The organism is Nocardia sp. NPDC051756 (assembly GCF_040681495.1).
Classification (GTDB): domain Bacteria; phylum Actinomycetota; class Actinomycetes; order Mycobacteriales; family Mycobacteriaceae; genus Nocardia.
In genome coordinates, this window is the sequence record NZ_JBFAYV010000001.1 from 613,855 (window position 1) to 626,534 (window position 12,680).

Consider the following 12,680-nt stretch of genomic DNA (forward strand, 5'->3'; position numbering starts at 1 on the left):
GTTTCCATCGTACCTGTTGGCGACGTGGTGTCACGAAAAGCGACATCGGGAGATGTGAGAGATGACACGGCCGTGCTTCGGTTCGATTGCGCTCGGCGGCAGCGGGATCCGATCGTGTCCAGTGGGCTGAATGGCGCTATCGTACCAAAAGTGTTGTGGGCTAGTCGTTCCCGGTGCATCGAGGTGACGGCCGTCGCATCAGACTTGGTGTGACTTCACATGTCGTGAGGGACACATGACCGCAGCGACGCCTGCTCCGGCGTGCAGAGCAGGCGTCAATCCCCCTGGGCCGAACGGTTATTGGCGGCGGTCCGTCGGAACCAGCGGAACGGCGGCCACCGCCAGCGCGGCCGCCAGGAGATAGGCGGCGGCGAAACCGCTTGTCGTGATGAGCGCGCCGAACACCGGCGGCACCGCCGCCATGGCCAGATTCTGGCCGGTGTTCTGGATGCCGAGGCCGCGGCCACTCCAATAGGGACCGGCGATTTCGGCCACCGCGGTGAACGCGAGCCCGTTGTCGGAGACGGTGATCACCGACGCGACGACCAGCAACGGGATTGCGGCCCACCACATGTGGGTCCAGGCCGCCAAGGCCAGCGCGGCCATGGACAGCACCGCCGCGACGGCGACGGTGCGCAACGGACCCAGCCGGCTGCCGACCCGGTCGGACCACGCGCCCGCGCCGATTCGGCCTGCGGCGCCCAGGATTTGGGTGACCGTGACCAGGATTCCGGCCGCCGCCAACGACCAGCCGACGTCGCGGTGCAGCCACAGCAGTGCGAAAGTCCACACCGTGGCCTGCGGTATGACCAGCAACACAGACACGCCGTGGATGCGCCACAGCGTCGAATCGCCGCGATAAGGATTGGCGCGCAACGCCACATCGGCCGAGCGTTCGGGGCGCGGCGGATCGACGATGCCGATCAGGCTGCCCATCGCGGCAAGGCCGGCCATCGCCGCGGGCACCAGAATCGCCGCGGGCACACCGTAAGTCGCGGCGACGGCGGGCACGGCCAGCGCGCCGATGCCGACGCCCAGCGGCTGCGCGGTCTGCCGGATGCCCATCGCCAGCCCGCGCCGGTGCGGCGGGAACCAGCCGACGATCAGCCGGCCGCTGGCGCCGTTGGTGCTCGCCGCGCCGACGCCACCCAGGAACAACAGTGCGCCCAAAGCGATGTCGTTCGGGCTGGCCGCCGCGGCGCCGCCGGCGACCAGCATCAGCAGCGGCCCGCCGATCAGCACCTTGCGCTCGCCGATCCGGTCGACCACGTACCCCCACGCGATCAGGGTGCAGACCAGTCCGAGGGTCGGCATCGCCACCAGCAATCCCGCAGTGGCCAATCGCATACCGCGGTCGGTCAGCGCGGGCAGCAGGAACGCGACGCCGTTGACGAAGACCGCGCTCGCGGCCTGTGCGAAGACGCCGAGACCGAGCATGGACCACCGTCGAGTCTCCTTGATCTGCGTCACGGTAGCCATCGGTCTCACCTCTGAATCTCATTATTTGGGATATAGTTCCCATTGGTTGAACAATGAGGCTCACGTTACACCGCGTGCGCAAGTGGATTCCGGCGGTTCGGTGTCAGACTGCTCACAACCGGCGGAATTCGGGCTCGCGCCGCCGCGCGTACCGCTCGGTTGGGCGCGTTCGAGCAGGTGGAAGCCGGTCGATAGACTGCCCGGCATGCGTCTAGGTCGAGTAGCCAGTCCCGATGGGGTCGCGTTCGTCAGCATCGAGGGGGACGGAAGCGACACCATCGCGAAGGAAATCGCGGAACACCCGTTCGGTACGCCGACGTTCACCGGGCGGAGCTGGCCGCTGGCCGATGTACGCCTGCTCGCGCCTATCCTGGCGAGCAAGGTCGTCTGCATCGGCAAGAACTACGCGGCCCACGCGGCCGAAATGGGCGGTCCCGCACCGGAAGACCCGGTGATCTTCCTCAAGCCGAACACCGCGATCATCGGGCCGAACGCCCCGATCATCCTGCCGCCCAGTTCCTCTCAGGTCGACTACGAGGGCGAGCTCGCCGTGGTCATCGGCCGTCCGTGCAAGGACGTGCCCGCCGCCCGCGCGCTGGACGTGGTGCTCGGCTACACCGTCGCCAACGATGTGACCGCGCGGGATCAGCAACGCCACGACGGGCAGTGGACCAGGGGCAAGGGGTACGACACCTTCTGCCCGCTCGGCCCGTGGATCGAAACCTCCTTGGATCCTTCGGATCTGGAGATCGTCACCGAGCTCGACGGCGAAGAGCGCCAGCGCAGCCGTACTTCGCTTCTACTGCACGACATTCCGAAGCTCATCGAATGGGTCAGCACCGTGATGACGCTGCTCCCAGGCGATGTCATCCTCACCGGTACGCCCGAGGGCGTCGGTCCGGTGCAGGCCGGACAGCAGGTGTCCGTGACCGTGGAGGGCATCGGAACCCTCATCAATCCTGTTGCCGCCAAACCTCGCTAGTCGAAAGAGAGCCATGACTGAAGTACGGGTCCGCTTCTGCCCGTCACCGACCGGGACGCCGCACGTCGGCCTGATCCGGACGGCGCTGTTCAACTGGGCCTACGCCCGGCATCACGGTGGAAAGTTCGTGTTCCGCATCGAAGACACCGATGCGGCACGGGATTCCGAGGACTCCTACCGCGCGCTGCTGGACGCGCTGCGCTGGCTCGGCCTCACCTGGGACGAGGGCCCGGAGGTCGGCGGTCCCTACGAGCCGTACCGCCAGTCGCTGCGCAAGGATCTGCACCGCGACGCGGTCCGGCGTTTGCTGGAGGCCGGCGAGGCCTACGAATCCTTCTCCACGCCTGAGGAAGTCGAGGCCCGTCATCGCGCCGCCGGGCGCGACCCGAAGCTCGGCTACGACAACTACGATCGCGAGCTCACCGCCCAGCAGATCGAGGCGTACCGAGATGCCGGGCGCCCCGCGGTGATTCGGCTCCGGATGCCCGACGAGGACATCACCTGGCACGATCTGGTGCGCGGCGAGACCACCTTCAAGGCGGGCAGCGTGCCGGACTTCGCGCTCACCCGCGGCACCGGTGATCCGCTGTACACCCTGGTCAACCCGGTCGACGACGCGTTGATGAAGATCACCCACGTGTTGCGCGGCGAGGATCTGCTGTCCTCCACGCCGCGCCAGATCGCGCTCTACGGCGCCTTGCGCCGCGTCGGCCTCACCGACTTCACCCCGGAGTTCGGCCACCTGCCGTTCGTCCTGGGACAGGGCAACAAGAAGTTGTCCAAGCGCGATCCGGAGTCGAATCTGTTCGTCCATCGGGACCGCGGATTCATCCCGGAAGGTTTGCTGAATTACCTGGCACTACTCGGTTGGAGCATCGCCGACGACCACGACGTGTTCACCATGGCGGAGATGGTTGCCGCGTTCGACATATCGAAAGTGAATTCGAATCCGGCCCGATTCGATCAGAAGAAGGCGGACGCGCTCAACGCCGAGCACATCCGATTGCTGGAACCGGGCGATTTCAGCAACCGACTGCGCGAGTACCTGACCCGGCACGGTCATATCGGCGCCGAAATCGATGAGAAGATGTTCGCCGTCGCGGCCGAACTGGTGCAGACCCGGATCATCGTCTTGTCGGACGCTTGGGAACTGTTGCGTTTCCTGTTGGCGCCCGCCGAACAATTTGCGATCGACCCCACTGCGGGAGCCAAGAATCTCGGCGCCGACGCAAATCAGGTATTGCAATCCGCTATTGCCGCGCTGGAGCCGCTGACGCAGTGGTCGACCGCCGCTATCGAAGAGGCGCTGAAAACCGCGCTGATCGACGATCTGGGCCTCAAACCACGCAAGGCATTCGCGCCCGTGCGCGTCGCGGTCACCGGCTCGCACATCAGCCCGCCGCTGTACGAGTCGCTCGAACTGCTCGGCCGCGACACCACTTTGGACCGGCTACGGTCCGCGCAGGAGTGGTCGGCCACCTCCTGAAACTCCGGAAACGGCCGAAAACATGGCTTTGACCAGGCGATTTGTAGTTAACCCATAACGGTTTGGTACTCTTCTTCTCGGCTCGGAACAAGGCCTCGCAGTCACCCAGACGCGAGGCTGAAACGCCTGGTCATTGGGGTATGGTGTAATTGGCAACACAGCTGATTCTGGTTCAGCCATTCTAGGTTCGAGTCCTGGTACCCCAGCGGAGAGATTGCTTGTCGAGATCGGTGCGCGGCCGAAATCAACACAGCAGCTGGCGATTTGGTCGCCACGCTCCGGCCAGCTAAGCTAGCCGAGCCTCCTGATCGAAAGATCAACCAAAGGTGCTCCTCGTGCAAACGAGAAGCAGTCCTGGCCCCGTCGTCTAGCGGCCTAGGACGCCGCCCTCTCAAGGCGGTAGCGCGGGTTCGAATCCCGTCGGGGCTACACAGTTGCAAGGCCCAGGCCCATGCCCATGGGGCATGGGCCTTTACTGTTTCGCAATTCTTTTTGGGGGTGCAACCCCCAAACCCCGCCCGGCGGGCTGCGCCCCCGGACCCCCGGGCCGGGAGGCTTCGCCCCCGGCGCTCGTGGGGACAGGTGGTCGGTCGATGGGACTCATCGTTCACGCTTTGTCGGTGTCGTGGGCCTCGGGTCGACGGTGGTTGCTGCGGGGGTTGTCCTGGCAAAAACGAAGGCCCCCCGGTCTGTGACCGGGGGGCCTTTCTCGTCTCTTCCCTATCCGCTCTTGCGGCGGAATTCGCGCTTGGTGCTGGCGTTGCCGTGGGTGGCGTTGGCGCCCTTGGAGCGGCCGTCTAGGTGGTCGGCGGTGCGGGCGTTGTGCTGGTTTTTGCGGTCGAGGGCCTCTTTGAACTTGCGCTTTACTTCTTCGGCGCTGGTGGCCTCGGGGGTGCCTGAGCCGGTGGAACTATCAGATTCCGTCATCGCCGTCGTCTCCTCGTGGTGGCGGTCGGGGGTGCGCGCGCTGGGAAGGTGCGGTGCCCGGCCGATTCGTGTCGAACGGTTCGACGTTAGTCGGGGGAGGGGGGTGATGTCAGTTCGATATCGGGGCGCGTCGGGGCGGCTGTGTCGCAACGCATAGGCAGGTCAGTCGAGGGGTTGGGCGGTGGTGCCGCCTAGGGGGAGCTGGGGGAGGCCGAGCTTGCGGTGGTCCCAGCTGCGGATGCGGGTGGGGACTACGCGGATGGCGGAACGCTTGTGCAGCATGGTTTCGACCATGGGGCGGACGTCTTCGCTGTAGGGGCCGGTGTAGCGCTCCCAGACGCTGACGCCGACGGCGAACAGTTTGTCGGGGTCGTCGATGATCTCGGCGTGGCCTTCGATGGCGACGCCGCGCAGCTGGTCGTAGGTCTGGCCGGCCTCGATCATGCAGGTGATACGGGGGTCTCGGCGCAGGTTGACGGCTTTTTGCGATTTGGTTTTGGTCTCGAACCAGAGTTCGCCGTCGAGGACGGCGTACCACATGGCGGTCAGGTGGGGGGTGCCGCTGGGGCCGATGGTCGCCAAGGTGGCGATGCGGCTGCGCTCCAGGAACTCGCTGATCTCGGTGTCGGACATGACGATCTGTGCCCGTTGGTTGACTCCCATGGGCTCACTCTAGAACGTCATTTCTGTAACGTGTTATAGGCGCTTGTGTAGGGCCTCGGCGGCGGCGACGAGGTCTGCGGCCCAGCGTGCGCCGGGGCGGCGGCCCATGCGGTCGATGGGTCCGGACACCGAGACCGCGGCGATGACGGTGCCGCCGGCGTCGCGGACGGGGGCGGAGACGCTGGCTACGCCGGAGGCGCGTTCGGCGGCGCTCTGGGCCCAGCCGCGCTTGCGGACCTCGGTGAGGGCGCGTTCGCCGAAGACGGCGTCGGCGAGGATGGTGCGTTGCAGGTCGGCGTCGGACCAGGCGAGCAGGACCTTGGCGGCGGAACCGGCGGTCAGGGGGAGGCGGGCGCCGACGGGGACGGTGTCGCGCAGGCCGACCGGCGGCTCCAGGGCCGCGACGCAGATGCGCGCATTGCCGTCCAGGCGATACAGCTGGACGCTTTCGCCGGTGATCTCGCGCAACCGGGGCAGGATGGCCGACGCGGCCTCCAGCAGCGGATCGGTGGCCCCGGCGGCCAACTCGGCGAGGGCGGGGCCGGGGCGCCACATTCCGGTGTTGTCGCGGGCCAGCAGGCGATGCACTTCGAGGCCGACGGCGAGGCGATGGGCGGTGGCGCGGGGCAGGCCGGTGCGGGCGCAGAGCTCGTTGAGACCGCAGGGGTGCTCGGCGACGGCGTACAACACCGCCACTGCTTTGTCGAGGACGCCGATGCCGCTATGCTGTCTCATAGAACGATACTAGCGTCTCGGATGTTGGGAAATCCACTGCCACGGTCATAGCGGCGACGAATCTCCCAGGGGGCATCCGACCTCGCACATAGCCGAAAACTTGTGCAGCCGCCGCCGCGCTCCCAGCCCGGACCGCGACCGGATGCTTGTCGAAAGGTGATCCAGAAATGGCAGAGCCACGCACCATGGCCGAAAAGGTGTGGGAGCAGCACGTCGTCGCCCACGGTTCCGGTGAGGGCGTCGGGCGCGAACCCGACCTGATCTACATCGATCTGCATCTCGTGCACGAGGTGACCAGCCCGCAGGCGTTCGACGGGCTGCGCGCGGCGGGCCGGCCGGTGCGCCGGCCGGATCTCACGATCGCGACCGAGGACCACAATGTCCCGACCGCGGACATCGATAAGCCGATCGCGGACCCGATTTCGCGTACCCAGGTGGACACCCTGCGCCGCAACTGCGCGGAATTCGGTGTGCGCCTGCATCCGATGGGCGATCTGGACCAGGGCATCGTGCACGTGGTCGGCCCGCAGCTGGGCCTGACCCAGCCGGGCATGACGGTGGTGTGCGGGGACAGCCACACCTCGACGCACGGCGCGTTCGGCGCGCTGGCGATGGGCATCGGCACCTCCGAGGTGGAGCATGTCCTTGCCACCCAGACACTCTCGCTGCGCCCGTTCAAGACGATGGCGATCACGGTGGACGGCCGGTTGGCGCCGGGCGTGACGAGCAAGGACCTGATCCTGGCCGTGATCGCGAAAATCGGCACCGGCGGCGGCCAGGGCTATGTGCTGGAGTACCGCGGCGAGGCGATTCGCGCGATGTCGATGGAAGCGCGAATGACGATCTGCAACATGTCCATCGAGGCGGGCGCCAGGGCGGGCATGATCGCGCCGGACGAAACCACCTATGAATTCCTCGAAGGACGCCCGCACGCCCCGCAGGGAGCCGACTGGACGGCCGCAGTGGCCGCCTGGGAAGCGCTGAAGACCGACGAGGGCGCGACTTTCGACGCCGAGGTGCACATCGACGCGGCCGAGCTGACCCCGTTCGTCACCTGGGGCACGAACCCGGGGCAGGGCGCGCCGCTCGGCGAATCGGTGCCGGACCCCGCCCAGATCGCGGACGAGACGGCACGCGAGTCGGCGGCGAAAGCGCTGCGGTACATGGATTTGGAGCCGGGCACTCCGCTTCGCGATGTGGCGGTCGACACGGTATTCGTCGGTTCGTGCACCAACGGACGCATCGAAGATTTGCGTGCGGTCGCCGAGGTTTTAAAAGGACGCCGGGTCGCGGAGTCGGTGCGAATGTTGGTTGTACCGGGCTCTATGCGGGTACGCGCACAGGCCGAATTAGAAGGACTGGGTGAGATTTTCACCGCAGCGGGCGCCGAATGGCGGCAGGCGGGCTGCTCAATGTGCCTGGGAATGAATCCGGATCAGCTCGAGCCGGGCCAGCGTTGCGCCTCGACGTCGAACCGCAACTTCGAGGGCCGACAGGGCAAAGGTGGCCGTACGCACCTGGTTTCGCCGCTCGTCGCGGCCGCCACGGCGGTGCGCGGAACCCTGTCCTCACCTGCGGATCTGGACTGACCGGACGCGATACCCCAACCGACTCAGGAGAATCAATGGAAGCCTTCACCGTGCACAAGGGGATCGGCGTGCCGTTCCGCCGTTCCAATGTCGATACCGATCAGATCATCCCGGCTGTGTACCTGAAGCGGGTGACCCGCACGGGATTCGAGGACGGACTGTTCGCCGCGTGGCGTAACGATTCGGACTTCATTCTGAACAACGAGCCGTACAACCGGGGCAGTGTGCTGGTAGCGGGACCGGATTTCGGCACGGGATCCTCTCGTGAGCACGCCGTATGGGCGCTGTCGGACTACGGCTTTCGGGTGGTGATCTCCTCGCGCTTCGCCGACATCTTCCGCGGCAATGCCGGTAAGGGCGGCCTGTTGGCCGCTCAGATGTCACAGAACGATGTCGAAATGCTCTGGAAGTTGCTCGAGGAACAGCCCGGACTCGAATTGGTTGTGGACCTCGAGGCGCGCACCGTGACCGCCGGAACCGCCGTGTTGCCGTTCGATATTGATGACTACACACGGTGGCGTCTGCTCGAAGGATTGGACGACATCGGGCTCACGCTGCGCCGCAGTGACACCATCGCCGAGTTCGAAAACGCAAGGCCAGCATGGAAACCCACTACCCTCCCAGCACGTATTTCGCAGTCCTAAACACCCTTGGGTGTTAGCTGGATGGCACCGGGGCCGATAGCTGGACGTGTGCTAAACCACATGAATTTTGGCGTGGCACATAGACTCTTGCCCATTGTGGGTTTACCGTGGTACCTAGTCGGTCCGACGACGGGCCATTAGTCTGCGGAGGATTCAATGAACAAGGCGGAACTGATCGACGTTCTGACCGAAAAGTTGGGTACTGATAGGCGCACGGCCACCGCGGCAGTCGAGCATGTGGTCGACACCATCGTGCGCGCGGTGCACAAGGGGCAGAGCGTCACAATCACCGGATTCGGTGTGTTCGAACAGCGCAAGCGTGCGGCTCGAGTTGCCAGGAACCCGCGCACCGGCGAAACCGTCAAGGTGAAGCCCACTTCGGTGCCTGCGTTCCGTCCGGGCGCTCAGTTCAAGGCCGTGATCGCGGGTAAGCAGAAGCTCGCCCAGAGCGGTCCCGCTGTCAAGCGCGGCGTGAATGCCCCGGTGGCAGCGAAGAAGGCAGCCGCCAAGAAGACGGCGGCCAAGAAGACCGCCGCCAAGAAGGCCACCCCCACGAAGGGCCCGGCCAAGACCACGGCGAAGAAGGCTGCCAAGAAGGCACCCGCAAAGACCGCTGCTCGCAAGACGACTGCGGCCAAGGCGCCCGCCAAGAAGACGGCCGCCAAGTCCGCTGTGAAGAAGGCGCCGGCCAAGAAGGTCACCGCCGCCAAGAAGACGGTGGCCAAGAAGACCGCCGCCAAGAAGACGGTCGCCAAGAAGGCTCCGGCCAAGAAGACGGCTGCCAAGAAGGCTCCCGCTCGCGGTCGCCGCTAGATACTGCGCCAGTACGGTATTGGCGCCGGATGACCGGCCGTAAGGCCGAATCATCCGCTGTACCGATCGAACACGGCCCCGGAAGCAAGCTTCCGGGGCCGTTTCGTTTGTCCGGACCCATCTTTCGGAGGCGGGTCAGGCCCCGTCAGGCTCGTGCTTTTGGGGGCCGTTTCGTTTGTCTGTCCTCAGCTTTCAGCCGAGACGGTCAGGGCTTCACGAAGTCCGCGTTGAGCGACCGGTCCAGATGATCGGCGGCGACCAGCCGGCCGTCGACGAACGACAGCACCCACACGCTGCCCTTGCGGTTACGCGCGGACGGCAAGGTGATGCCGTCGCGCTCGGCCCACCAGTCCAGCAGATCGGGAATCACCTTGCCCTGACTACAGATAACGGGCACCCCGGTATCCGGCACCAGTTCGACGATCCGCTTGCGCGTCGCGTCCTGCGCTGCGGCATAACCGGTTTCGGACAGCAGCGGCTCCAGGACGATCTCCACCCCGAGCTTCTCCGCCAGCGGCGTCACCGTCTGTACACAGCGCACCGGATCGGCCGAATGGATCCGAGATGCCCCGAACGCCAGCAGATTCGGCACCAGGGCCTGTGCTTGGGCCTGTCCGGACCGATCCAGCGGACGCAGCGGGTCGGGACCGGAGAAGCGGTCGCGCCGACCAGCTTTCGCGTGCCGGACCAACAGCATCGTGCGGGTGTTGGCGGGCAGCCGGGTGAACGCGCGCAGCACCTGGCGATCCATCGGGTAGGACAACTGCTCCATCACCCGATCCAGCGGATACCAATTCAGCACGTCCACTTCGTCATTCGCGATGAACTCACCCCCGGCCACCTCGGCCGCCCAGTAGTCCACCCGCTTCAGCTTGCGGTGTCCCGGAACGGGATAGGTGACGTGGCCGAGGTAGCGGCCGAGCTTGCAGTCCAGCCCGGTCTCCTCGCGGACCTCGCGGACCGCGGCGAGCACCGGCGTCTCACCGGGATCGAGCTTGCCCTTGGGCAGCGACCAATCCTGGTACTTGGGGCGATGCACGACCGCGATCTCCAGCGCGCCGTTCGCCGCCCGCCGCCACACCACCGCGCCCGCGGCGTGAATGTTGGCGGTAATACGGGGATCCCAGAAGGGTCCCCCTTCCATCTCGTACCCCGTAGCACCACTCACGGCTGTTCGGGCCTCCGCAGGCGCATCAGGAACTCTTGGTGGTCACGGACTTTGACGTCGTCGTCGCCCGCGTGCTCGGGCCGGGCCAGCCAATTGCCATCCGAGGTGAGTACCCAGCAGCGGGTGTCGGGATGCAACGCGGAGTCGAATACTTGGCCCAGTTGCTCGGTCAGCCGCGGATCCTTCACCTGCGCCATGACTTCCACGCGCCGGTCGAGATTGCGGTGCATCATGTCGGCGCTGCCGATCCAGTACTGATCCTGGGCCTGGAAGTGCATCACCCGCGAGTGCTCGAGGAAGCGGCCGAGGATCGACCGGACTTCGATGTTCTCGCTCATCCCCGGCACGCCGGGGCGCAGCCCGCAGATGCCGCGCACCACGATCTGCACCGGCACACCGGCCAGCGAGGCCCGGTACAGCGCGTCGATGATTTCCTCGTCGACGATCGCATTGGCCTTCAACCGGATTCGGGCGTCCTTGCCCTGCGCCGCCAGTTCGGTCTCGCGCTGGATCCGCTCGATGATGCCGGCCCGCACGCCGTGCGGCGCGACAAGCAGGTTGCGGTAGTTCTCTTTTCGCGAGTAACCGGTCAGCGAATTGAACAGGTCGGTCAGGTCCGCGCCGATTTCCGGTGCGGCGGTGAGCAATCCGACGTCCTCGTAGAGCCGCGCGGTCTTCGGGTTGTAGTTGCCGGTGCCGATGTGGCAGTAGCGGCGAATGGTCGCGCCCTCGCGGCGCACCACCAGGCAGGTCTTGCAGTGTGTCTTGAGACCGATCAGGCCGTAGACCACGTGCACGCCCGCCTGTTCCAGCGCGCGAGCCCATTTGATGTTGGCCTGCTCGTCGAAGCGGGCCTTGATCTCGACCAGCGCGACGACCTGCTTGCCCGCCTCGGCGGCGTCGATGAGCGCGTTGACGATCGGCGAGTCACCGGAGGTGCGGTAGAGCGTCTGCTTGATCGCGAGCACCTGCGGGTCGGCGGCGGCCTGTTCGATGAACCGCTGCACGCTGGTGGAGAACGAGTCGTACGGGTGGTGCACCAGCACGTCGCCCTCGCGCAGCGCGGCGAACACGTTGCGTGGGGTCTCCCGTTCGCCGAACGCGGGCGGGGTGGCGGGCACGTAGGGCGCGTCCTTGAGGTTCGGCCGGTCCACCCCGTACACCTGCCACAGGCAGGACAGGTCGAGCAGGCCGGGAACCTGGATGACGTCGCCGGGATCGACATCGAGTTCGCGCAACAACAATTCGAGCATGTGCTCGGTCATGTCGTCGGAAACCTCCAGGCGCACCGGCGATCCGAAGCGGCGGCGCGCGAGTTCGCGCTCCAGGGCCTGCAACAGGTCCTCGTCGCGATCCTCGTCGACCTCGAAGTCGGCGTTGCGGGTGATCCGGAACGAGTGCTGCTCAACCACTTCCATGCCGGGGAAGAGCAGATCGAGGTGCGCCGCGATCAGTTCCTCCATCGGCAGGAACGCGGCGATGGTCGACCCGGCGTCGGTGCGGCGCACCCGGACGAACCGATCGACGTTGTCCGGCACCTTGACTCGGGCGAAGTGCTCGCCGCCGGTGGCGGAATCCTTCACCGTCACCGCGAGATTGAGGCTCAGGCCGCTGATGTAGGGGAACGGATGCGCCGGATCCACCGCGAGCGGGGTGAGCACCGGGAACACCTGATCCTGGAAGTGCCCCGAGAGGCGTTGGCGCTCATCGTCGTTCAGGTCGGTCCAGTCGATGATCGCGATGCCCTCGGCGGTGAGCGCGGGCAGCACGTCGTCGAGGAAGACGCGCGCGTGCCGCACGGCGATCTCCTGCGCGCGGGCGGCGATCAGTTCCAGCTGCTCGCCGGGCGAGCGGCCGTCCGCGGAGCGCACCAGCAGGCCGGTCTCGGCGCGGCGCTTGAGTCCGGCGACCCGGACCATGTAGAACTCGTCGAGGTTCGAGGCGAAGATGGCGAGGAATTTGGCGCGCTCGAGCAGGGACAGCGACGCGTCCTCGGCCAGGGCCAGAACTCGGGCGTTGAAATCGAGCCAGCTCAACTCGCGGTTGAGGTAGCGATCACGTGGCAACTGTTCGATGTTCGCATCGGTCGGCACCGGGGTCGCCGCGGGTGGCGGCGTCGGAAGCAACTGCGTCTTGACGGTCTCTGTCTCGCTCATGCCGTCACCTCGCTGGGGATCGACCCCGACACGCGCGA

General features: G+C 66.3%; 11 protein-coding genes and 2 tRNA genes. 7 read left to right on the forward strand and 6 right to left on the reverse strand.

Annotated elements, in window-relative coordinates:
- Positions 1-297: 297 nt before the first annotated feature.
- On the reverse strand, positions 298-1,479 hold the full coding sequence (locus tag AB0M22_RS02925) for an MFS transporter (RefSeq protein WP_364720286.1): 1,182 nt from the start codon (positions 1,477-1,479) through the stop codon (positions 298-300).
- Positions 1,480-1,684: 205 nt separating this feature from the next.
- On the opposite strand from AB0M22_RS02925, the gene AB0M22_RS02930 reads away from it, so the two are divergent.
- From AB0M22_RS02930 to AB0M22_RS02945, 4 genes are all read left to right on the forward strand, one after another.
- Positions 1,685-2,461 carry a fumarylacetoacetate hydrolase family protein gene (locus AB0M22_RS02930; RefSeq protein WP_364720289.1) on the forward strand — a complete coding sequence of 259 codons (777 nt, stop codon included), beginning with the start codon at positions 1,685-1,687 and terminating at the stop codon, positions 2,459-2,461.
- Between the two features lie 13 nt (positions 2,462-2,474).
- Positions 2,475-3,947, forward strand: coding sequence for a glutamate--tRNA ligase (gltX, locus tag AB0M22_RS02935; RefSeq protein WP_364720291.1), 1,473 nt, complete (start codon positions 2,475-2,477; stop codon positions 3,945-3,947).
- Between the two features lie 134 nt (positions 3,948-4,081).
- A tRNA-Gln gene (locus AB0M22_RS02940) sits at positions 4,082-4,153 on the forward strand.
- A 150-nt stretch (positions 4,154-4,303) separates the two neighbouring features.
- Positions 4,304-4,376, forward strand: a tRNA-Glu gene (locus AB0M22_RS02945).
- A 291-nt stretch (positions 4,377-4,667) separates the two neighbouring features.
- Here the strand turns inward: AB0M22_RS02945 and AB0M22_RS02950 are convergent.
- From AB0M22_RS02950 to AB0M22_RS02960, 3 genes are all read right to left on the reverse strand, one after another.
- A complete protein-coding gene (locus tag AB0M22_RS02950; protein ID WP_150405480.1) occupies positions 4,668-4,874 on the reverse strand; it encodes a DUF5302 domain-containing protein in 207 nt (68 codons plus the stop codon).
- A 162-nt stretch (positions 4,875-5,036) separates the two neighbouring features.
- Entirely contained in the window at positions 5,037-5,537 is a 501-nt protein-coding gene (locus AB0M22_RS02955; protein ID WP_364720294.1) for a PPOX class F420-dependent oxidoreductase, read from the reverse strand.
- A gap of 33 nt (positions 5,538-5,570) precedes the next feature.
- Positions 5,571-6,272: an IclR family transcriptional regulator gene (locus AB0M22_RS02960; protein ID WP_364720296.1), complete on the reverse strand. Its 702-nt coding sequence runs from the start codon at positions 6,270-6,272 to the stop codon at positions 5,571-5,573.
- 167 nt (positions 6,273-6,439) lie between these two features.
- On the opposite strand from AB0M22_RS02960, the gene leuC reads away from it, so the two are divergent.
- The 3 genes from leuC (at position 6,440) to AB0M22_RS02975 (ending at position 9,318) form a co-directional block, all read left to right on the forward strand.
- A complete protein-coding gene (gene leuC, locus AB0M22_RS02965) occupies positions 6,440-7,861 on the forward strand; it encodes a 3-isopropylmalate dehydratase large subunit (protein ID WP_364720298.1) in 1,422 nt (473 codons plus the stop codon).
- Positions 7,862-7,896: 35 nt separating this feature from the next.
- Positions 7,897-8,505, forward strand: a complete 609-nt coding sequence (gene leuD / locus AB0M22_RS02970; RefSeq protein ID WP_150405484.1) for a 3-isopropylmalate dehydratase small subunit — start codon at positions 7,897-7,899, stop codon at positions 8,503-8,505.
- A 156-nt stretch (positions 8,506-8,661) separates the two neighbouring features.
- Positions 8,662-9,318, forward strand: coding sequence for an HU family DNA-binding protein (locus AB0M22_RS02975; RefSeq protein WP_364720301.1), 657 nt, complete (start codon positions 8,662-8,664; stop codon positions 9,316-9,318).
- 205 nt (positions 9,319-9,523) lie between these two features.
- On the opposite strand, the gene AB0M22_RS02980 is transcribed toward AB0M22_RS02975, so the two are convergent.
- Both AB0M22_RS02980 and AB0M22_RS02985 read right to left on the reverse strand, forming a co-directional pair.
- Positions 9,524-10,462, reverse strand: a complete 939-nt coding sequence (locus tag AB0M22_RS02980; protein WP_364720304.1) for an NUDIX hydrolase — start codon at positions 10,460-10,462, stop codon at positions 9,524-9,526.
- Between the two features lie 20 nt (positions 10,463-10,482).
- Entirely contained in the window at positions 10,483-12,642 is a 2,160-nt protein-coding gene (locus AB0M22_RS02985) for an RNA degradosome polyphosphate kinase (protein ID WP_364720306.1), read from the reverse strand.
- Positions 12,643-12,680: the final 38 nt, after the last annotated feature.